Source organism: Marinobacterium sedimentorum (assembly GCF_024267675.1).
In the GTDB taxonomy this organism is placed as follows: Bacteria; Pseudomonadota; Gammaproteobacteria; order Pseudomonadales; family Balneatricaceae; genus Marinobacterium_A; species Marinobacterium_A sedimentorum.
Genome location: NZ_JALDYX010000037.1, coordinates 20,487 through 39,970, shown reverse-complemented (window position 1 = coordinate 39,970; position 19,484 = coordinate 20,487). Strand labels below are relative to the sequence as shown.

Genomic DNA, 19,484 nt, shown 5'->3' with positions numbered 1-19,484 from the left:
GCCGCGAGGCGCGGCTCCTACGGGCGCAGAGGAGTTTGCAAGATTGCGGGCCGCATCCCCCCGTAGGAGCGACGCCCCGGCGCGAATTCACATGCCGAACCTTTTCGCCGCGAGGCGCGGCTCCTACGGGCGCAGAGGTGTTTGCAAGATTGCAGACCGCATCACCCCCGTAGGAGCGACGCCCCGTCGCGAAGTCTCGTGCCAAAGTTATTCGCCGCGAGGCGCGGCTCCTGAGAGTGCAGACCGCATCCCCCCCGTAGGAACAACGCCCCGTCGCGAATTCACATGCCAAACCTGTTCGCCGCGAGGCGCGGCTCCTACGGGCGCAATCTGTGCAGAACGGCTCAGCCAGGCGTGCTACGTGCGGGCTTGAGGTTCAGGGCCGGATCGTTGGGCGGGTTTTCAATGCAGCGTGTGCCGGCCGGATCATAAATGTAGGGAACACAGCCGTTGCAGTGCGTGCAGCCACTCTCACTAGTGAGGCCCTGCTCGAACTTGCTGACCAGCAAGGGGTCATGCAGCAGGGGCCGCGCCATCACCACCGCCTCGAAGCCCTCCTGCATCGCCAGCTGCGCATCCGCCAGAGAGCTGGCGCCGCCGAGGTAGCCCAGCGGCATATCCAGGGCGGCACGGATACGGCGTGAATAGTCGAGAAAGTACATCGGCCGGAAACTGATCCTGGGCACGCCGCGCTGGGACAATTTCAGCATCGCCAGTGTCAGCCGCTGCCCGGCCAGTACCTTGCTCATTTCCTGCATGTTCATGTTGCTGCCGAACATGAACCAGCCCGATTCGATATTGCGCCCGCCAGACAGGATCAGCATGTCGGCGCCGGCCGCCTGCAACAGCCGGCCCGTGACAATTGCATCCTCCACCGTGGCGCCGTTGCGCACGCCATCGGCCACGTTGATCTTGGCCAGTACGGCCAGGTCCTGCCCCACGGCCTGCTTCACGGCCCTGAGCACCTGCACCGGAAAACGGGCACGGTTGGCGGCAGCCCCGCCGTATTCGTCCCGGCGGCGGTTCGAAAGTGGCGACAGGAACTGATTCAGCAGATAACCATGCCCCATATGCAGCTCGACGGCATCGAAACCCGCCTCGCGGCATAGCTCGGCCGCGCGCACGAACTCGCCGGTCACCGCCGCCATATCGGCTTCGTTCATGGCCCGCTGCCAGAGGTTGCCGCACAGCAGCCCGGCCTTGTTGATGCCGGACGAGGCACTGAGCGTGGCTCCCCTCACCCGGACTGAAGTGACAAAGGAGCCGCCATGGGTCAGCTGCATCGAGATCCTGCCGCCCTCGGCATGCACGGCCGCCGTCAGCGCCTTCAGGTCGGGCAGAATGTCCGCGCGCAGCCAGATCTGGTTGGGAAGGGTTCGGCCACGGGCAGCGACGGCGCCATAGGCGACCGTGGTCAGGGCCACGCCGCCGCGCGCCATGTCACGATGGTGTTTGACCAGCGCCTGGGTGGGCGTGCCGTCCAGGCTCATGCCCTCATTGGCGCCGGCGCGTATAAAGCGATTTTTCAGGGTGATAGGCCCCAGTTTCAGCGTACTGAAGGGGCTGGCGGTATCGGCAGACATCGGTATTCCTCCTGGGCCACAGTGGCCACATCAATCAGCGCAGGCTACATAGGAGCGCGGGGATGCCTCCAATAGTGCAGGTCGCATCACCCCCGTAGGAGCGACGCCCCGTTGCGAAGTCTCGTGCCAAAGTTATTCGCCGCGAGGCGCAGCTTCTACGCGCGCAATCGGGGTTCGCACGGCATGCCCAGCCCGCGCTCGGCAATGATGTTGCGCTGTATCTGGTTGCTGCCGCCGTAGAGGGTGTCGGAACGCACGAACAGGAACAGCGACTGCAGCCGGGTAAGCTCGTAGGGCGCCGCCTTCAGCAGTTGCCCCTGCTGGCCACAGACATCGATCGCCAGCTCGCCCAGCTGGCGATGCCAGCTGGACCAGAACAGCTTGTAGATCAGCGCCTCGCGCTGCAGACTACCGTCGCTTTCGCTCTGGCCCGACAGCATGCGCAGGCTGTTGTAGCGCATGATCTTGAGCTCGGCATGGGCCTGTGCGATACGCTGGCGGATCACCGGATCCCGCGCCCGGCCATTTTCCTGCGCGATGCGTATCACCTCGTCCAGCTCGTTCTGGAACTGCATCTGCTGGCCCAGCGTGGAAACCCCGCGCTCGAACCCCAGCAGCCCCATGGCCACCTTCCAGCCCTCCCCCGGCGCGCCGACGATATCGCCGGCATCGCACTGGGCATCATCGAAGAACACCTCGTTGAACTCCGAAGTGCCGGTGATCTGCCGGATGGGCCGCACCTCGATACCCGGCTGATCCATCGCCACCAGGAAGAAGCCCAGGCCCTGGTGGCCGACGGAGTCCGGATCGGTGCGGGCGATCACGAAGCAGTAGTCCGCTTCGTGGGCCAGCGAGGTCCAGACCTTCTGGCCGTTGATGACCCAGCGGTTGCGCCCGGCATCGAAGCGCGCCCGGGTCTTGACGTTGGCCAGATCGGAACCCGCGCCCGGCTCCGAGTAGCCCTGGCACCAGAGTTCGGTACCGGCCCGAATCCCCGGCAGGTACCTGCGTTGCTGCTCGGGCGTACCGAAGGCGATAAGCGTGGGCCCGGCCAGCCCCTCACCGATATGCCCCATGCGCCCCGGCGCGCCGGCGCGGGCATATTCCTCGAAGAAGATCACCTGCTGCTCGATGCTGCAGCCACGACCGCCGTGCTGCGCCGGCCAGCCGACGCAGGTCCAGCCGCCGTCGGCCAGCGCCTGCTCCCAGCCTTTGCGCTCCTGCGCAAAGCTGTGCTCATCGCCAGGCCCTCCACGGAATTTCAGGCAGGCAAAGTCACCGGCAAGGTTGGCGGCCAGCCAGTCGGCGACCTCGGTACGAAAGCGTTCATCCTCCTGACTGAAGCTCAACTGCATGCTGTCTTTCCTCCGTCCAGCAACTGGGCGGCCAGGGTTTCGCGGTGCTCACTGGCATCGCCCAGCATCAGCCCGCTGGCCTTGGCACGCTTGAAATACAGATGCACGTCGTATTCCCAGGTAAAGCCGACGCCGCCATGCAGCTGCAAAGCCTCGGCTGCATTGCTGAAAAAGGCATCGGAACAATATGACTTGGCGATCGCCGCCGCTTCGGCCAGCTCGCCGGCAAGCACACCGCCACGCCAGGCTTCATCGGCGATACAGGCGGCGTAATAGCAGGCGGAACGGGCAACCTCGGTACGCAGCATCATGTCTGCCGCCTTGTGCTTGATCGCCTGGAAACTGGCGATGGGACGGCCGAACTGCTGCCGTTCGCCGGTGTAGGCCACGGCCATATCCTGCACCTGCTGGGCCCCGCCCATCTGCTCGGCCGCCAGGGCGACGGTGGCCAGCTGCAGCACCTCGCCCAGCGCGGCACCGGCCATGCCTTGGCTGCCGAGGCAGGCGGCGGCATCGAGCCGCAGACCATCGAGGCGAATGCGCGCCAGGTGACGGGTCTGGTCCAGCGTCGGCGTCCAGACCCGCTCGATACCCGCGTCCTCGGCGGCTTTGGCGTCAATGGCAAACAGGCTGACGCCGTAACGTCCACTCGTGCCCGGTCGGCGCGCGGCAAGAATCAGCAGATCGGCGCTATGCCCATCCACCACGAAGTGATACTCACCGCTGAGCCGATAACCGGCGTCCGTGGGTTCATATTCGGCGCTAACCGCCGCGCAGCCAGGCTGCTCGCGACCGATCCAGGCCAGAGTCGCGGTCTGACCGGCCAGAATGCGTTCCAGCCAGGGCACAGCCTGGGCCCCGGTGGCCGTGCGCAGCACGGCGGGCACCGCCTGGCACACCGTCGCAAAGAACGGCGAGCAGACCAGGTAACGGCCCATCTGCTCCATCACCGCCACCAGCTCGACATACCCCAGCCCCATGCCGCCAGCGGCGTCGGGGATGGTGGTCGCATGCAGGCAGAGGTCCTGGCACAGCCGCTGCCAGAGCTGCGGGTCATAGCCGGTATCGGTCGCCATCGCCTCCCGCACGGCCGCCGAGCCAGAGCGGTCGGCGAAGAAGCTGGCCGCCGTATCCCGGATCATCTGCTGCTCGTCTGTGAATCGGAACTGCATCGTTCAAGGCTCCCTGTTCAATGGCATAAGGCGGGGGGCACCCGCCACCTGTTTAGAGACCGGCGCGGCGCGCCGCCTGAGGTCCGAAATCACGGTCGTTGAGCGTGCCACGGTTCAGCATGTAGCCCTTGGGCTGCTCGTTGATCAGGTTGAACGCCAGATAGCTGCCGGCCTGAAGGTCGTGATAAAAGCCCACGCCCGCCTGCCAGGTCTGCGCCTCATAGGCGTAGAAGTAGTTCAGCATCGAGGTACGCCAGAGGCCGCCGCGGGCATCGTAGTTGTCGGCCATCACCATGAACCAGGTGTCCTCGTCGATATACATGCGGCGCTTGCCGTAAATGTGGCGGTAATCCTGCTTGAGGTTGCCTTCGAGCACCCAGACCCGGTGCAGCTCGTAACGCATGTGTTTGGGGTTGGCATGCCCCGGTGTCAGCAGGTCGTCATAGCTGATATCGCTGGAGTGCAGGCGGTAGCTGTTGTACGGGATATACATCTCCTGCTGACCAACGATCTCCCAGTTGTAGCGCTTGGGCGACCCGTTGAAGATGCGCACCTCATCCACGGTGATGGAGCCACCGGTGCCCGGGAAGGACATGTCGTAGCCATATTCCGGCGACTGGCGGACACGGCGCGTGCCCGGGTCGTAACGCCAGCTCTGGCGAGGCTCGCGGCTATGATTCCAGAATTCCATGCCGGTATTGATCTCGCCACGGTCCCGTTCGGGCAGCAGCGTCTCGTTGAGGTAGTAGGAGGACTGGCCCTCGGTCGCCGCCTGGGTGCCCGGCTTCAGGTGCGGCGCCAGGTTGCGTGACTTGACGCGTCCCCAGTTGATGTTGCCATTGTCCAGCACATAGGCGTTGTCGGAGATCAGCTCTTCCGTCCAGGGACGGTAGGTGAAGATCGACGAGGTCCAGAGCAGCTCCAGCCCGTTCCGCGGGAAGGGGAACAGGATGCCGCCGGTGGTAGCCTCCACGCCTTCGCCGTCATCCACCTGTTTGGCGCTTTGTGCATTCTTGCGAGTAGCTTCGCAGACCGAGTCCGGAAAGCGGAAATCTCGGCGCGACTCATAGATGGGCATCTGGAAGCTCTGCTGATACTTCGTGAACAGTGCCTTCTGCCCCGCCGACAGCTGGCCGACATACTGCGCCATGTTCTGCGCGGTTATCACGAACAGCGGCTGGTCGTCGGGATAAGGATCGACCGGATGGTTGCCGGTGCCCTGGAAGTTGACGTGCTCGGGTGCGCCGAGCCACTTGCCGCTCCACGGGGGAATGGTGCCCGCGGCATTGCCGGCCTTGAGTGCACCGACACAGGTGCGGCTCTTGCCAAGTTCGGCGATCTCGTCCGCGGTCGCGGCAGCCAGGGCAGTGCCACTGAGCAGAGCGGCGTGCAGCGCGACGCCCAGCGTCAGCGTGGAATAGTTGTGAGTCATGTGAAACATCCCTTTATTGTTAGAAGCTGTATTTGGCACTGAGCGAGACATAGTCGCGGTCGGCCAGGGTGCGTCCCTTGGCCAGGTTGGCCGAACTGAGGTAGCCGACATAGGTCAGGCCGATCTGCATGTTGCCCAGGTATTTGACGTCGGCGCCGAGTGTCATGCGCTTCTCGTCACGACCCATGCCGGAGAAGCCGCTGCCGTCGATGTTCTGGGTCCAGATGGCCTTGGTGGTCAGGTCCCAGCCGCTGAAGATCGCCGGATAATCCATGAAGGCGGCAACCGCCAGCGCCGTATTGTTGCGGGTCTGGCCATCGTATTCGAAGGTATCAGAGCTGGAACTGGCGCCACCGGAGGTGATGGTCAGGGTGTCCACATCCTGAATGCGCTGGTGCACGACCTCGGCCAGCAGCGTGGTCTGATGCGCCAGTGCGCTGGGGCCGATGATGTAGACCGTATTGACGTTGGTCTGCAGGTAGCTGCCACGGGTCGGCGCCCGGTTGTCCAGGTAGACGGGGGCACCGTCACGGTAGCTGATATCGCCCCCGAGCTGTACATCGCCAACCTTGGAGCTGATGCTGGCGCCGGTCAGCTTGATATTGTCGAAGTAAGCCAGCTGATAGCACCCGCTGACCCCATCCGAACAGCCATCGAAGGCGCTGAACGAGGAATAGCGGGTATCACCGGTGAAATCGGTCAGCAGGGCGCCGACCCGGTCATGATAACGGTAGTGGAACAGCCCCAGCTCCGTGCTGTCCCCCAGCAGGTAGCGGGCACCTATACCCCACTGGCCGCTGTTATCGGGCTCGATCTCGCCGGCATAGCTGATCACCCCGGCATTCGGCAGGCTGTCGATCGCGCCCGCGCCGAAGCGGATGAACTGGGCGCCCGGCCCGAAGGTATCGCTGCCGAAGAAATCGCCGACCGGATTCAGGCGGGTCTCCTCCCAGTCGTACTGGTAGAAGCCCGTGAGGGTCAGGTTGTCGGTCAGCGTCAGGCTGGCAGACAGCTGCCCGACCGGAAGATAGGCTTCCTTGGCTTCGGTACCGGGAACATTGAACACCGCCGCATCCACCGGCAACTGGCCCTGGCTGATATTGGGCCAGAACAGGCTTTCACCCCAGGCCACGATGTGGCGGCCGGCCTTCACTGACAGGTAGTTGTTATCACCCAGTACCCAGTTGCCGTAGGCGAAGGCATCCAGCAGGCGCGGGTCGTGGCCGCTGCGCTCGCGGGCCAGGTCGGTGAACTGATCGGCAGCGCCGATCTTGTTGACCGTTGCAGGCGAATCGTTGTCGTTGGAGCGGCGATAGACATCGTCGTAGAAGACACTGCCACGCACCAGGGCACCGACGTTATCGTGGCGGATGCGGACCTCGCCCAGCGCCGTGAGCCGGTTGTTGATCAGGCTGCCCCGGTCAAAGTTGCGGGTGCCGTCATCGTAATTGGGATCATTAAGGTAAACATTCGAGGGCGACGAGGTGCGTGCCGACGCGGTGTAGGACAGCGTGACGGAGGCGTCGATGGTGGTGTCATCACCCATGTATAGGGTTTCAAGCGCGTGCGCCGGGGCAACACCCAGCGACAGCGCCAGTAGCCCCGTCCGTCCGATGGAAAGTCGTGAAAATTGCATTGATGCCCTCCAGATGAGCATGCGTTTTGTTGGCGGACAACCACCAGGGTCGCCACACTGGCGCTATCGAACAGGATGTCGCCAGGCCTGTTGTTGTTTTTAGGGTCGAGGGTCGCCGGCCATGGCCGACGCCTGGAAATCGTCGGTCATTCAGCCTGGATTGCGTGCTCGTGCGCAAAGGGCTGGGCCTGAATGGTCTGGTACTGGAAGTCGGCGGCTTCGGGAGCCGTCGCGAGCCACAAAAGCACGGCGGCGGGCAGTTCCGGCTGCGCCACGCCTTTGCGCATTGCCAGTACGCCCTTTTCGCCGATGGTGGCACGCAGGGTCTCGGTGTTGACCACGCCCGGGTTGACCGTGAAGGCACGGATGCCCTGGTCGCCATGCTCGCGGGCGATAATCCCGGCCAGGCGCGACACCGCCGCCTTGCCGGCACCATAGGCATAGCCCCAGCCCCCGTCGCGCGCGGCGACAGGCGGATCGGACTCGCCGGCCCCGGAAGTGATATTGATAATGCAGCCGTGGTGGCGCTGCAGCATCGAGCGCAGCACCTGCCGGGTGATCTGTACCGGCGCCAGTACGTACCCCTGTGCCATGCGCTGCAGGGTTTCCTGCTGCAGGTCCAGCAGCGCTGCATTCAGGTCCGCGCCCTGGTAGATGGCGTTATTGATCAGTACATCGACATGGCCGTAGTGGGCGAGCACGCGGGACACCGCTGTCTCGACCGAATCAGGATCAAGCAGATCCATGGGCACCACCTGGACCTCGACGCCGTAGCGGCGCGCTTGTTCAGCGGTACCATTCAGGCTGCCCGACAGTGACCGGCCGGCGGCATTACGAATGCTGTGGCGGTGTGCCTCGCCCTCTTCGAGGGTGCGGGCACTGAGTGCGAGATTGAAACCTGCGCGGGCAAAGGCGATGGCGGTTGCCCGGCCGATTCCGCGGCTGGCGCCGGTAATGAATGCGACCTGTTCCATTGATGACTGCCTCCCTTGTTTTTAACAAGAGTGCAGCAGTCATGCACAGGACTCATCCTTCATCCGGACGATGCTGGTGGGTCAGGGTTCCTGATCACTTTGCCCCAAGGCGGCGACGCTGTTGAGCAGAATACGCACCAGCTCGGTCTGCCGGCGAACGCCGGTTTTGGAGAAGATGGCCCGCAGATGGGCGCGTGCGGTATTGCGGCGGATATTGAGGGCCTCGGCGGCCTCCTCCAGCGACAGGCCATTGGCGAGCTGAATCGACAGTGCCGTTTCGGCCGGGGTCAGGCCAAAAAGCTTCTTGGCCAGTGCATTGCTGGTCTGGGACTTGCCCACCGCATCGCGGATATAGACCACAGCAGCCGGCTGGCCTTTGCCTTCCGCCCAGGTGTTGCTCGGAATGGACTCGATGACCACCCCGAAGCTGACTTCACCTGAGGGCCGGGTAATGGACATGGCTTCGGGGAGTACCGTCTTGCCTTCCTGCGGCCTCACCTCGAATGCCGCCTTGATGAGGCGGCGCAGCTCACGGTTGTCCGTGGGATAGCTGGCCTCCAGGCGCCCGCCCACCACCTTGAGGCCATCGTTGGACTCCAGAATCTCACTGGCAAACACGTTCTGCTCCAGCACCTGGCCGCTTTCGTCGATCAGCAGGGTTGCGATCGACAGCCGGCTGATCGCCTTGGAATACAGTGAGCCCAGTGTCTGGCTGCGATCCAGCAGGTTGCGGATGTTGAGCGCGCGACGGATATGCGGCAGCAGGAAGCGGCACAGTGCCTTGTCGTCTTCGGTAAAGGGAGGCGCAGCTTCCGGCCGGGTGACACGAAAACGCAAAGTGCCGGAATCCGGCGTGGCAATGTCCACCGCCAACACATGGTAGACATCGTTACAGGCACACCAGTGGATCCGGTAGGCGCTCTGACGCCACTCCTCTTCCTCCATGAGGTCATCCACCGTAAACACCTTGTCCGGCAGCTGGTTCACGAAGGGTGTCAGGTTATGGCGATAGGGAAAGTGCACGACCTTGCCCGAATCTTTCATGTCACCCACCGAGACCATCAGTCCCAGATCATCCTCGTCCTGCACATCGGGCATCTTGAGGATCAGGGTGACGTAATTGGCCGCGAACAATTGCCGCAACTGCTGCAGCGCGTCTTCCCAGTAGTCGTTGTTCAGCGAGGCTTCGTACAGGGAGGACAGCAGGTTATCCAGCTGATCCAGTTCCAGTCGAGTCATAAGGCGTGGTTACCCCTGTTATTGTGGTCTCAGGGTGTATGGACACTCGCCGCCGGGTAAATCTGCACCTAAGGGGCGGCGGGCTCTTTTTGTCAGTTATTCAGTTTAGCTTGCGGGTCAGTTCGGGCACGAGTTCGAACAGGTCACCCTCCAGGCCATAGTCGGCGACCTGGAAGATAGGCGCATCCGGGTCCTTGTTGATCGCCACTATCACCTTGGAGTCGCTCATACCGGCCAGATGCTGAATTGCGCCGGAAATACCCACCGCAATATAGAGCTCCGGCGCCACGATCTTGCCGGTCTGGCCGACCTGATAGTCATTGGGTACAAAACCCGCGTCGACCGCGGCTCGGGATGCGCCCTGGGCCGCACCCAGGGTATCGGCCAGCGGATCAAGCAGCGCATGATAATTCTCACCACTGCCAAGGCCCCGACCGCCTGACACCACTATGGATGCAGCGCCGAGCTCCGGGCGATCAGACGTGCTCAGCTCACGCCGCACGACCGACGACAGCCCCAGCGCCGGCGCCGCGGGTGCCTCAACAATGGCGGCACTGCCGTCCTGCCCTGCCGCATCAAAGGCGGTCGGGCGAACGGTCAGCACCTGCACCGGTTCCGCGGACTCAACCGTCAGCATGACGTTGCCAGCATATATGGGCCGCACATAGCTGCCAACCCCTTTGATATCAATAACATCCGATACCTGAGCCACATCCAGCAGCGCAGCTACACGCGGACTGAGGTTCTTGCCAAAGGTGGAACTTGGCGCCAGCACCGCCTGATAACCGTCCTGCCGGACGATTGTCTCGACCAGCAGCGCAAGCTCCTCCGCCAGCTGACCGGCATAGTGCCCTGCTTCAACCTTGACCACCTGATGGACACCGCTGATCCGGGCCGCCTGCTCGGCCACCGACTGGCAGCCCTCGCCCGCCACCAGGACATCGATCTCGGCACCGAGGCGGGATGCCGCCTGCACCAGGTTGAGCGTCACTGCACCCAGCTGCTGGTTGTCATGCTCTGCAATTACTAGTGTCTTCATCATTTTTTCCTTCAGATCACACGGGCTTCGTGGCGCAGCTTCTCGACCAGCTCAGCCACATCCGCCACTTTGATACCGGCCTGACGCGCAGCGGGCGCTGCATGGTTCACGGCATTCAGTCGCGGCGCGACATCAATGCCAAGCTCTGCAACCGGCCGTGAATCCAGAGGTTTCTTTTTTGCTTTCATAATGTTCGGCAACGACGCATAACGCGGCTCGTTCAGGCGCAGGTCGCTGGTGACGACTGCCGGCAGCTTGAGCTCGAGGGTTTCGAGGCCGCCGTCAATCTCTCGCGTCACGCTGAGCAGATCCCCCTGGGGGGCAATGCCGGATGCAAAGGTGCCCTGCGGCCAGCCGAGCAGTGCCGCCAGCATCTGACCGGTCTGGTTGCAATCGTCATCGATCGCCTGCTTGCCACAGATCACCAGCTGGGGCCTTTCTTCTTCCACCACCCGTTGCAGGCACTTGGCGACCGCCAGTGGCTCCAGCTCTTGATCGGTTTGCAGATGAATGGCCCGATCAGCCCCTATGGCCAGCGCCGCACGCAACACCTCCTGACTGGCCCTGGAGCCGATGCTCACCACCACGACCTCGGTGGCAACCCCCGCCTCTTTCAGGCGCACGGCTTCCTCCACCGAGATCTCATCGAAGGGGTTGATCGCCATCTTGACGTTGTTCAGATCCACGCCCGACCCATCGGATTTGATGCGCACCTTGACGTTGTAATCAATCACGCGTTTGACCGGTACCAGTATTTTCATGTGTTGTCCTCGATTCATTCAGCCGCGGCGGGGTAATCGGTGTAGCCCTGCGGCCCTGGCGTATAGATGGTTTTGCGGTCCATACGGGACAGCGCCTGCCCCTTGCGGATCCGGCTGACCAGATCAGGGTTGGCGATAAAATGCCGCGCAAAGGAAACCGCCTCACCCTGGCCATCACGCAACGCCTCGGCGGCGCTGACGGCATCAAAGCTGTCATTCAGGATCAGTTGGCCGTTAAAGTGCTCGCGGGCCAGCGCGAAGGCGTCAATCTGCTCGATGGGGGCGCGCATGATGTGCACGAAGGCCACACCGATCTGCGCGCCACGCTGCAACAGCGCCGCATGGCTTGCCGCGCTGTCCTCATCGCGGGTGTCATTGAAGGTGTTGCCCGGGTTGATGCGAAAGCCGACGCGATCCGCGCCTATGGCATCCGACATGACCTGCAGGCATTCGGTGGCAAAGCGCAGCCGGTTTTCCAGACTGCCGCCGTACTGGTCATCGCGCCGGTTGGTGCCCGAGCACAGAAACTGCATCGGCAGATAGCCACTGGTGCAGTGCAGCTCGACGCCGTCAAAGCCCGCCTCACGCGCGTTAAGAGCAGCCTGACGATGCTCCTCGACCACCGCTTCCACCTCCTCGGTGGTCAGCGCCCGTGGCATGTCAAAGGGCTGCAATCCAGCGGCATCGGTAAACACCTCGCCGCTGGCCTGGATCGCCGACGGCGCGACCGTCTCAACGCCCGCAGGCTTGATCCTGTCGCTGCCAATGCGGCCAGCATGCATGATCTGCAGAATGATCCTGCCCCCGCGGGCATGCACCGCATCGGTAACCCGGCGCCAGGCGACAACCTGGGCCGGCGTTTCGATGCCGGGCTGGCGACAGTACGCCTGGCCGGTGACACTGGGCCAGGTGCCTTCGGCCACGATCAGCCCGGCTCCTGCCCGTGCGGCGTAGTGCTCAACCATCAGGTCGTTGGGTACACCATCGGCATCGGCACGGTTGCGCGTCATTGGCGCCATGACGATGCGATTCGCCAGCTCGATGGCGCCCAGGCGCAGCGGCCGGAACAGCGGATCGACTGCGCTCGCCTGTTCGGTTTTGACAGCTTGCATAAACGTCTCCTCAGTCCAGCGCGGTTACCAGGACCGCCGAACGGCCGCCATCGACCGGCAGCGCGACGCCGGTAATGTAGGAAGCCTGATCACTGGCCAGAAACAGAATCGCATTGGCCAGCTCTTCCGGCTGACCGACACGCCCCATGGGAATCAGTTTTTCGGTGCTTTTGCGGGCGTTGCCATCGGCCAGCATGCCCGCGGTGGCCGGGGTTTCCACCACCGCCGGAATCACCACATTGACGCGTACGCCAAAGGCCGCACCTTCGGCGGCGGCAGCACGGGAGAAATTGATCACGGCTGCCTTGGAGGCCGAGTAGCCCGACATCCACGCAGTACCCAGCACGCCACAGATCGACGCCAGGTTGATGATGGCACCGCCATGGGGTTTCATCAGCTGCATCGCCGTGCGGGTACCCCAGAAGGTTCCGTCAACCGAAGTGGTGAAGTTGGCATGCCATTCCTGCGTGCTCATCTCCTCGATGCTGCCCCAGGTAAAGGCCATGGCATTGTTGACCAGAATATCGAGCCGGCCATGACGGTCTGCCGCCGCCTGCAGCGCCGACACGAATGCCTGCTCGTCACTGACATCCGCCAGCACGGCCTCGGCTTCGCCACCGGCTGCACGAATGCGGCTGACCACCTCGTCCAGCGGCTCGGAACGGCGCCCGCAGATCACCACCCGGGCGCCTTCCTGCGCGAAGCGCGCTGCCGTGGCGGCACCGATACCGCTGCCACCACCGGTAATGAATGCGACCTTGCCTTCTAGACAGCCTTGCATAATGCTTCTCCCGTCGTTGTTGTTATGCAGCGAGCAGACTCACTCACCTCAGTAATCCGCACCCGGCCGCGCCGGGCGCTGCATAGAGTGTCACCTCAGGTTAAGAGGCTCGCCGGCGCTTGCCATCGTCCAATGAGACTAAGAAAAAAAGACCGGCATAAGCCGGCCTAAGAGGTGAAGGGTAAAACGTGCGGGCACTCAGGTGTACTTGAGCCTGATACTTGAGGATTGCGGCACCGCCTGGCAGGTCAGGGTCAGTCCTTTTGAAAGATCGCGCTCATCGAGCACGTCGTTGTGCAGCAGCTTGACCTCGCCCTCCACCACCTCACACATGCAGGATGCGCACATGCCGGCCTGGCAGGAGTACGGCAGCTCCAGCCCGGCCCTTTCGGCGGCTTCCAGGATGGTTTCGTTGCCCTGACACTCCAGTTCATGGGTCTGGCCATCAAGCTCTATAAGAATCTGCGCCAGCCCGATCTCGGCCGACTCGCTGAGCGCCTGTCGCAGCTCCTCATCGCGCGTTTCTTCCGAGGGCAGCGACACGAAGCGCTCGACATGAATGCGCTCGGGCGCCAGCTTCAGATCCTGCAATGCCGACTCCGCGGCATTCATGAAGGGCCCGGGGCCACAGATAAACGCCTGTGCAGCGGGCATTCCGGCCGCCAGACGCCGCAGAAGGCTGACATTGGGCACACCCTGCACCGAATCCAGCAGGTGAATTACGTCAAAACGCTCAGCATACTCCGCACCCAGTTCCTTGAGTGCCTCACGAAAAATGATCGACTGCTCATCACGGTTGGCATAGATCAGCCGAACCTGGCCACGCCCGCGCAGCAGCACGGACCGAAGGATGGAGAATACGGGCGTGATACCACTGCCGCCTGCAAACAGCAGGAAGTCCCCATCCAGCGATTTGGGCACAAACACGCCGGCCGGTGGCATGACCTCGATCTCGTCGCCGGGTCTGACATGATCACAGACCCAGTTGGAGCCACGCCCCTCCAGCACACGCTTGATGGTCACCCGCAGGCTGGCATCCACGGTCGGCGCACTCGACATCGAGTAGCAGCGCAGCAGATGCTCGCCCTGCCAGGGCAGTCGCAGCGTCAGAAACTGGCCCGCGCGGTAGCGGAAGTGCGCCTCCTGTTCGGCACTGAGTTCAAACTGCAGCGATACCGCATCCGCGGTTTCCTGAACCACCTGTGCCACGCGCAGGCGGTGGTAGCGGGACGTACTCATGGCGGGCACTCCGGTCAGATATAGGGATCCATATTGGGCAGCCCTAACATCACGGCGCCATGCGCCCTTGCATAGGCATCGGCATTGTTGGCGATATGGCCACGGGCCTGGCGCACGTCGCGGGAGATGCGCTCGATAGGATTGGAGCGATACAGGCCCGAGGCCGCACTGGCCCGCAGCAGGTCGTCGATGCGCTCGGCGCACACCTTGGGCACCAAGGACGACTGGGCACGCTGCAGCAGACGCTCCTCAACCGGCATTTGCGCACCGGTCCTGGCACAGTCAACGATGCGCGCATAGTTGCGGAACAGCACCAGACGCTGCTGATCCAGCGCAACCAGCGCCTCGGCCACGGCCATCTGGGCATTGGGATCTTCCGCCGTTTTGGAGCCGTGCTTGCCCACATGGGCACTGGCATGGCCACAGAACACGTCGATCGCGCCTTCCAGCGCTCCCAGACAGGCTGACGACACAGCACGCTGGAACACCTGGGTAAACGGAATCTTGTAGACCCAGCCGGAGTTCAGTTCGCGCCCGGGGCAACCGGCATCGGAATGGTCGTTGGTGCGCTGGGTACGGTGCTCGGGAACAAAGACATCCTCAACCACGATGTCGTTGCTGCCCGTTGCCCGCAAGCCGTGCACATCCCAGTTCTTCTCGATACGGAAATCGCTGCGCGGCAGCAGGAAAGTCGTGTGCTCCAGCGCGCCGGAACCGTCCTTTTTCGGCAGCAGGCCGCCCAGGAAGATCCACTGGCAATGATCACAGCCGCTGGAGAAGCCCCAGCGGCCGGAGAAGCGGTAACCACCGTCCACCTTTTCCGCCTTGCCGACCGGCATATAGGTCGAGGCAATCAGGGTGCCATCCTGGCCATGGGCCCAGACATCCTGCTGCGCCTGCTCGGGAAACAGCGGCAGCTGCCAGTTGTGAACGCCGATGACACCATAGATCCAGGCGGTAGACATGCAGCCCCTGGCCAGGGTCATCTGCACACGATAGAACACGCGCGGGTCCAGCTCGAAGCCACCCCAGCGCTTGGGCTGCAAGACCCGAAACAGCCCCGCCTCACCCATTTCCCGTACCGTCTCTGCGGGCACCATGCCAGCCTGTTCCGCCGCCTGCGCACGCTCGGCCAGCCTTGGCACCAGGGCTTCAGCCGCCTCGATCAGCTGCACCGCCTGGGCAGTCATGTAGTCTTCGCCACCGCCCCCTATCACAAGATTCTCTGTAAACACGCCCATCGTACGAGTCTCCTCGACTGTTTTTAGATTTATGGGGCATGACCGGCTGACCCGACCCACTCCAACTTGGGCCAGATTTACACGCCGGCAACCGCTTCTCATCGTCAATTTGGACTAACAGCCGGTTTCCCCACACCTCCCGGGGCACCGTCGAACAAGTCCCGGCTGTCCTCTGCGGGGCAAACAGAGACTTATTGGGACTGGTTCGCAGCCCCTAGCCCATTTGGACGATGCCACTGCCCCGGAGCTGAGAATAATGGGACAGGTACCCTTCGAGCTTCAGGCCTCTCGTGCAATAAAAATGACAACCCTGATGCCTCAACACCAAGGAGATTAACTATGCGCACGCCCGTCGGAATTGCCGTTTCGCTGATCGTTGCTCTGGCAGGTATCTTTGCGTTCTCACACCGCGACACCCCCTCCCTGGGGCCGCACCAGATCCCCGTTGCCGACATGAACCTGACCAGCCTTACCCAGACAGGCGCCGGGCTGGTAACGGCCGGAGAACTTGGGAATATTCTGGTGTCCCTGGACCAGGGGACGACCTGGAACCAGGCGTCGCTGTCGCACCAGCGACACGCCCTGATTACGCGCCTGCACTTCAGGGACAGGACGACCGGTATCGCAATCGGCCATGAAGGCTGGATTCTGCGCACCACCGACGGTGGAAAGAGCTGGCAGGAAGTGGCCTTCAACCCCGGTGGCGAACCGCTGTTGAGCGTCAATCAGCTGCCCTCAGGCATCTGGATGGCCATTGGCGCCTTTGCCCTGACGATGATTTCCGCTGATGACGGCCAGAACTGGTCGCAACTGCCGCCGCCCAACGGCACGGACTGGCATCTTAATGCGCTGCTGCCCTCCAGGGATCACCGCACCTGGCTGATTGTCGGCGAAGCCGGCACCGTGCTGCGCTCAACCGATGGCGGCGAGAACTGGGCCAGTATCCCCGAGTTCTACAACGGTTCCTTTTATGGCGGCGTCAATATCGAGCAGGACGCCTGGGTCATCTATGGCATGCGCGGCAACATCTTTCGCAGTGAGGATAACGGCGCCAGCTGGACGTCCATTGGCGGCGATCTGCCCGCATCGCTGTTCGCCCATCGGGAATTGGCCAATGGCGACCTTGTGCTGGGCGGTCAGGGGGGCGTCCTGCTCAGGAGCGAGGATCACGGCCGTTCCTTCCACTTCGTGAAAAAAAGCGGACGCATGACCATTACCGATATCGTTCGACTGGGCAGCGGCGAGCTGCTGATGAGCAGTGACAGTGGCCTGATGCCTATGATACCGGCAACACAATTAGAACAGCGCTCAGGAGCCTGATGATGAAGATCCCGTCCACTCGCACGCAGAACCTGGTTGACCGCATCGCCCGGGTTCTGATCATCGGCAGGACACCGCTTGGGCTTCTGTTTCTGCTCATCACCGTCTTGCTGGGGATCTCGGCATTGCAGACGCGGTTCGATCCCGGTTTCAACAAGCTGATTCCGCTCAAGCATGACTATATGCAGGCGTTCCTCGATCATTCCTCGGAATTCACCGGCGCCAACCGCGTCATGGTGAGCCTGGAGTGGACCGGGGAAGGCGACATCTACAACGCCGAATTCATCCACAAATTGCGCGAAGCCACCGATGCGGTGTTCTTCACCCCCGGCATAAACCGCACCAGCGTGCGTTCGCTGTTCACCCCGGAAGTGCGCTACATCGAGGTCACCGAATACGGCTTTACCGGCGGTGTCGTTATTCCGTCGCGCTTTACCGCCGACGAGGCGGGTCTTGCGCAGGTCAAGTCCAATGTCTACAAGTCCGGAGAGATCGGCAACCTGGTCTCCAACGACCTGACGTCGGCGATGGTGCAGGCTGAACTGCTGGAGGTCGACCCGGAAACGGGCGAGAAGACCGACTATGCGGCGGTCGCCCGTCACCTGGAGAAGATTCGCACCGATATGACCGGCGACACCATCCAGGTCCACATCATCGGTTTCTCCAAGGTCATGGGGGACGTGATGGACGGCCTGATGACCGTAATCATCTTCTTTGCAGTGGCTTTTGGCATCACCCTGCTGCTGCTGTGGATCTATTCGCGCTCGCTCCGCTTGACACTGCTGGCGATTACCGTGGCACTGCTGCCGGTCATCTGGCTGCTCGGCATCCTGCCCCTGGCCGGTTATGGCATAGACCCTATGTCGGTGCTGGTCCCCTTCCTGATCTTCTCGATCGGCGTGTCGCATGCCGTGCAGATGACCAATGCCTGGAAGCTGGAGGTACTGGCGGGCAAGACAGCGCCCCAGGCCGCGGAACGCGCGTTCTGCAAGCTGGCCATTCCCGGCACTGTCGCGCTGCTGGCCAACGCCCTGGGGTTCATGGTGATCATGGTGATCGATATCCCCATCGTGCATGAACTGGGGCTGACGGCCTGCCTGGGTGTCGCACTGATGATCCTGACCAACAAGATGTTCATGCCCATCGTCCTGTCGCACCTGCGATTGGAGAAGATGGCACTGACCCGCCCCGACGCCGACCCTGGCAAGCATCGCCTTTGGTGGTCACTCTCTGCGCTGTCGACGCCTCGCCCGGCCCTGTTCAGCCTTGCCATGATGCTGTTGCTGCTGGCGGCGGGGACCTGGCAATCGCGCGCCCTGCTGACCGGCGATATCGGTTCCGGCGTTCCCGAGCTGCATGAGGACTCCCGCTACAACCGGGATAACGCCAAGATCATAAACGACTACTCCATCGGTATGGATGTGCTGTCGGTCTATGTCGAGACCCAGCGCGACTCCGAGGCCTGCCTGGACTGGCAGGTGATGAACGCGGTCGACCGCTTTGACTTCCACATGCGCGGCGTGCCGGGCGTGCAATCGGTCAGCACCGTGGCCGGCATGGCCAAGCTCTATGTCTCCGGCAACAACGAGGGCAATCCGCTGTGGCGTACCCTGCAGCGCTCGGAGTCGGCGCTGCGCTCCGGCAGCCGCGCCGCCAACCCCGAGCTCGGGCTCAACAACGAGCTGTGCAAGGTGATCAACATGATGGTCTATGTCGACGATCATCAGAATGCGACCCTCAAGCACGTGATCGGCGAGATCAAGGCCTTTATCGCCACCCAGTCCGTCGATGGCGTGACCTTCCGCTTGGCCGGCGGTAACGCCGGCGTGGCCGCCGCCACCAATGAAGCGGTCGAAACGGCCGAAGTGCAGATGCTGACCGCCATCTTCGGCGCCATCACCCTGCTCTGCTGGCTGACGTTCCGCTCCTGGCGCGGCGCGCTTTGCGTCATCACGCCGCTCGTGCTGGTGACGATCCTGTGCAATGCTCTGATGGCGACACTGGGCATAGGCCTGAAAGTCACGACCCTGCCGGTGATCGCGCTGGGCGTGGGCGTGGGCGTCGATTACGGCATCTACATCTACGAGCAGATGCAGCACTCGCTACAGCGCGGCACGGACCTGCGCACCGCCTTCTACGAAGCCATGCGCCAGCGTGGCACCGCGGCGGTCTTCACGGCGGTGACCATGACCATCGGTGTCGGCACCTGGGCGTTCTCGGCACTCAAGTTCCAGGCCGACATGGGTATACTGCTGGCCTTCATGTTCATGGTGAACGTGCTGGGCGCCATCTTCCTGCTGCCGGCCCTGGCCTGCTGGCTCAATGTACGCCCCGTCAAGGCCCAGGCCTATGCCAGCCTCAGCGCCGCCGTCAGCGCCGACAGGCCGGGCCCGGACAGCAACGAACCGGCGCACGCACAGGAGCAGGCACTGCCAAAGCAAGGCACCGGCAAGCGCCCCGCCATTGCCGCCGTCTCCCGCAGCTAAACGCCCCCGCAAGACACAGCAGCCGGAGCGCCCACGGGCGCTCCGGCTGCTGCATTCTATTTTCCCGCCACTCATTTCCCCTGCCTTGAACGCCTCTACTTATCGATTCCGACT

At 62.9% G+C, this 19,484-nt stretch carries 15 protein-coding genes; 2 read left to right on the top strand and 13 right to left on the bottom strand.

Annotation, left to right across the window (positions count from 1 at the left end; genetic code table 11):
- Nucleotides 1–344 precede the first annotated feature (344 nt).
- The 13 genes from MRS74_RS20735 to MRS74_RS20675 all read right to left on the bottom strand — a co-directional run bounded on the left by MRS74_RS20735 (nucleotide 345) and on the right by MRS74_RS20675 (nucleotide 15,564).
- Nucleotides 345–1,583: an NADH:flavin oxidoreductase gene (locus MRS74_RS20735; protein WP_254582191.1), complete on the bottom strand. Its 1,239-nt coding sequence runs from the start codon at nucleotides 1,581–1,583 to the stop codon at nucleotides 345–347.
- A gap of 155 nt (nucleotides 1,584–1,738) precedes the next feature.
- On the bottom strand, nucleotides 1,739–2,938 hold the full coding sequence (locus MRS74_RS20730; RefSeq protein ID WP_254582190.1) for an acyl-CoA dehydrogenase family protein: 1,200 nt from the start codon (nucleotides 2,936–2,938) through the stop codon (nucleotides 1,739–1,741).
- On the bottom strand, nucleotides 2,929–4,110 hold the full coding sequence (locus MRS74_RS20725; RefSeq protein WP_254582189.1) for an acyl-CoA dehydrogenase family protein: 1,182 nt from the start codon (nucleotides 4,108–4,110) through the stop codon (nucleotides 2,929–2,931). Before MRS74_RS20725 ends, MRS74_RS20730 begins: the two co-directional genes overlap by 10 nt.
- 52 nt (nucleotides 4,111–4,162) lie before the next feature.
- The gene (locus tag MRS74_RS20720; protein ID WP_254582188.1) at nucleotides 4,163–5,542 is read right to left on the bottom strand and encodes a DUF1329 domain-containing protein; all 1,380 of its coding nucleotides are present in this window, start codon (nucleotides 5,540–5,542) and stop codon (nucleotides 4,163–4,165) included.
- A gap of 19 nt (nucleotides 5,543–5,561) precedes the next feature.
- Nucleotides 5,562–7,178: a DUF1302 domain-containing protein gene (locus MRS74_RS20715; RefSeq protein ID WP_254582187.1), complete on the bottom strand. Its 1,617-nt coding sequence runs from the start codon at nucleotides 7,176–7,178 to the stop codon at nucleotides 5,562–5,564.
- A 146-nt stretch (nucleotides 7,179–7,324) separates the two neighbouring features.
- Nucleotides 7,325–8,152, bottom strand: a complete 828-nt coding sequence (locus tag MRS74_RS20710) for an SDR family NAD(P)-dependent oxidoreductase (protein ID WP_254582186.1) — start codon at nucleotides 8,150–8,152, stop codon at nucleotides 7,325–7,327.
- Between the two features lie 81 nt (nucleotides 8,153–8,233).
- Nucleotides 8,234–9,391: a helix-turn-helix transcriptional regulator gene (locus tag MRS74_RS20705; RefSeq protein ID WP_254582185.1), complete on the bottom strand. Its 1,158-nt coding sequence runs from the start codon at nucleotides 9,389–9,391 to the stop codon at nucleotides 8,234–8,236.
- 100 nt (nucleotides 9,392–9,491) lie between these two features.
- Nucleotides 9,492–10,430 (bottom strand): electron transfer flavoprotein subunit alpha/FixB family protein, encoded by a 939-nt coding sequence (locus tag MRS74_RS20700; protein ID WP_254582184.1) that lies wholly within the window; start codon nucleotides 10,428–10,430, stop codon nucleotides 9,492–9,494.
- Between the two features lie 11 nt (nucleotides 10,431–10,441).
- Entirely contained in the window at nucleotides 10,442–11,191 is a 750-nt protein-coding gene (locus MRS74_RS20695) for an electron transfer flavoprotein subunit beta/FixA family protein (protein WP_254582183.1), read from the bottom strand.
- A 14-nt stretch (nucleotides 11,192–11,205) separates the two neighbouring features.
- Nucleotides 11,206–12,303: an alkene reductase gene (locus MRS74_RS20690; protein ID WP_254582182.1), complete on the bottom strand. Its 1,098-nt coding sequence runs from the start codon at nucleotides 12,301–12,303 to the stop codon at nucleotides 11,206–11,208.
- A gap of 10 nt (nucleotides 12,304–12,313) precedes the next feature.
- Nucleotides 12,314–13,084 carry an SDR family NAD(P)-dependent oxidoreductase gene (locus tag MRS74_RS20685; RefSeq protein WP_254582181.1) on the bottom strand — a complete coding sequence of 257 codons (771 nt, stop codon included), beginning with the start codon at nucleotides 13,082–13,084 and terminating at the stop codon, nucleotides 12,314–12,316.
- A 198-nt stretch (nucleotides 13,085–13,282) separates the two neighbouring features.
- On the bottom strand, nucleotides 13,283–14,323 hold the full coding sequence (locus MRS74_RS20680; RefSeq protein ID WP_254582180.1) for a ferredoxin--NADP reductase: 1,041 nt from the start codon (nucleotides 14,321–14,323) through the stop codon (nucleotides 13,283–13,285).
- Nucleotides 14,324–14,337: 14 nt separating this feature from the next.
- Nucleotides 14,338–15,564: an acyl-CoA dehydrogenase family protein gene (locus MRS74_RS20675; protein ID WP_254582179.1), complete on the bottom strand. Its 1,227-nt coding sequence runs from the start codon at nucleotides 15,562–15,564 to the stop codon at nucleotides 14,338–14,340.
- 339 nt (nucleotides 15,565–15,903) lie between these two features.
- Here MRS74_RS20675 and MRS74_RS20670 point away from each other — a divergent pair, with 339 nt between their 5' ends.
- Both MRS74_RS20670 and MRS74_RS20665 read left to right on the top strand, forming a co-directional pair.
- Nucleotides 15,904–16,884 (top strand): WD40/YVTN/BNR-like repeat-containing protein, encoded by a 981-nt coding sequence (locus tag MRS74_RS20670; protein WP_254582178.1) that lies wholly within the window; start codon nucleotides 15,904–15,906, stop codon nucleotides 16,882–16,884.
- Nucleotides 16,885–16,886: 2 nt separating this feature from the next.
- Nucleotides 16,887–19,370: an efflux RND transporter permease subunit gene (locus tag MRS74_RS20665; protein WP_254582177.1), complete on the top strand. Its 2,484-nt coding sequence runs from the start codon at nucleotides 16,887–16,889 to the stop codon at nucleotides 19,368–19,370.
- Nucleotides 19,371–19,484: the final 114 nt, after the last annotated feature.

Coding starts and splice junctions, on each gene's coding strand:
- MRS74_RS20735 (WP_254582191.1), bottom strand. CDS start 1,583: ATGTCTGCCGATACCGCCAGCCCCTTCAGTACGCTGAAACTGGGGCCT.
- MRS74_RS20730 (WP_254582190.1), bottom strand. CDS start 2,938: ATGCAGTTGAGCTTCAGTCAGGAGGATGAACGCTTTCGTACCGAGGTC.
- MRS74_RS20725 (WP_254582189.1), bottom strand. CDS start 4,110: ATGCAGTTCCGATTCACAGACGAGCAGCAGATGATCCGGGATACGGCG.
- MRS74_RS20720 (WP_254582188.1), bottom strand. CDS start 5,542: ATGACTCACAACTATTCCACGCTGACGCTGGGCGTCGCGCTGCACGCC.
- MRS74_RS20715 (WP_254582187.1), bottom strand. CDS start 7,178: ATGCAATTTTCACGACTTTCCATCGGACGGACGGGGCTACTGGCGCTG.
- MRS74_RS20710 (WP_254582186.1), bottom strand. CDS start 8,152: ATGGAACAGGTCGCATTCATTACCGGCGCCAGCCGCGGAATCGGCCGG.
- MRS74_RS20705 (WP_254582185.1), bottom strand. CDS start 9,391: ATGACTCGACTGGAACTGGATCAGCTGGATAACCTGCTGTCCTCCCTG.
- MRS74_RS20700 (WP_254582184.1), bottom strand. CDS start 10,430: ATGAAGACACTAGTAATTGCAGAGCATGACAACCAGCAGCTGGGTGCA.
- MRS74_RS20695 (WP_254582183.1), bottom strand. CDS start 11,191: ATGAAAATACTGGTACCGGTCAAACGCGTGATTGATTACAACGTCAAG.
- MRS74_RS20690 (WP_254582182.1), bottom strand. CDS start 12,303: ATGCAAGCTGTCAAAACCGAACAGGCGAGCGCAGTCGATCCGCTGTTC.
- MRS74_RS20685 (WP_254582181.1), bottom strand. CDS start 13,084: ATGCAAGGCTGTCTAGAAGGCAAGGTCGCATTCATTACCGGTGGTGGC.
- MRS74_RS20680 (WP_254582180.1), bottom strand. CDS start 14,323: ATGAGTACGTCCCGCTACCACCGCCTGCGCGTGGCACAGGTGGTTCAG.
- MRS74_RS20675 (WP_254582179.1), bottom strand. CDS start 15,564: ATGGGCGTGTTTACAGAGAATCTTGTGATAGGGGGCGGTGGCGAAGAC.
- MRS74_RS20670 (WP_254582178.1), top strand. CDS start 15,904: ATGCGCACGCCCGTCGGAATTGCCGTTTCGCTGATCGTTGCTCTGGCA.
- MRS74_RS20665 (WP_254582177.1), top strand. CDS start 16,887: ATGAAGATCCCGTCCACTCGCACGCAGAACCTGGTTGACCGCATCGCC.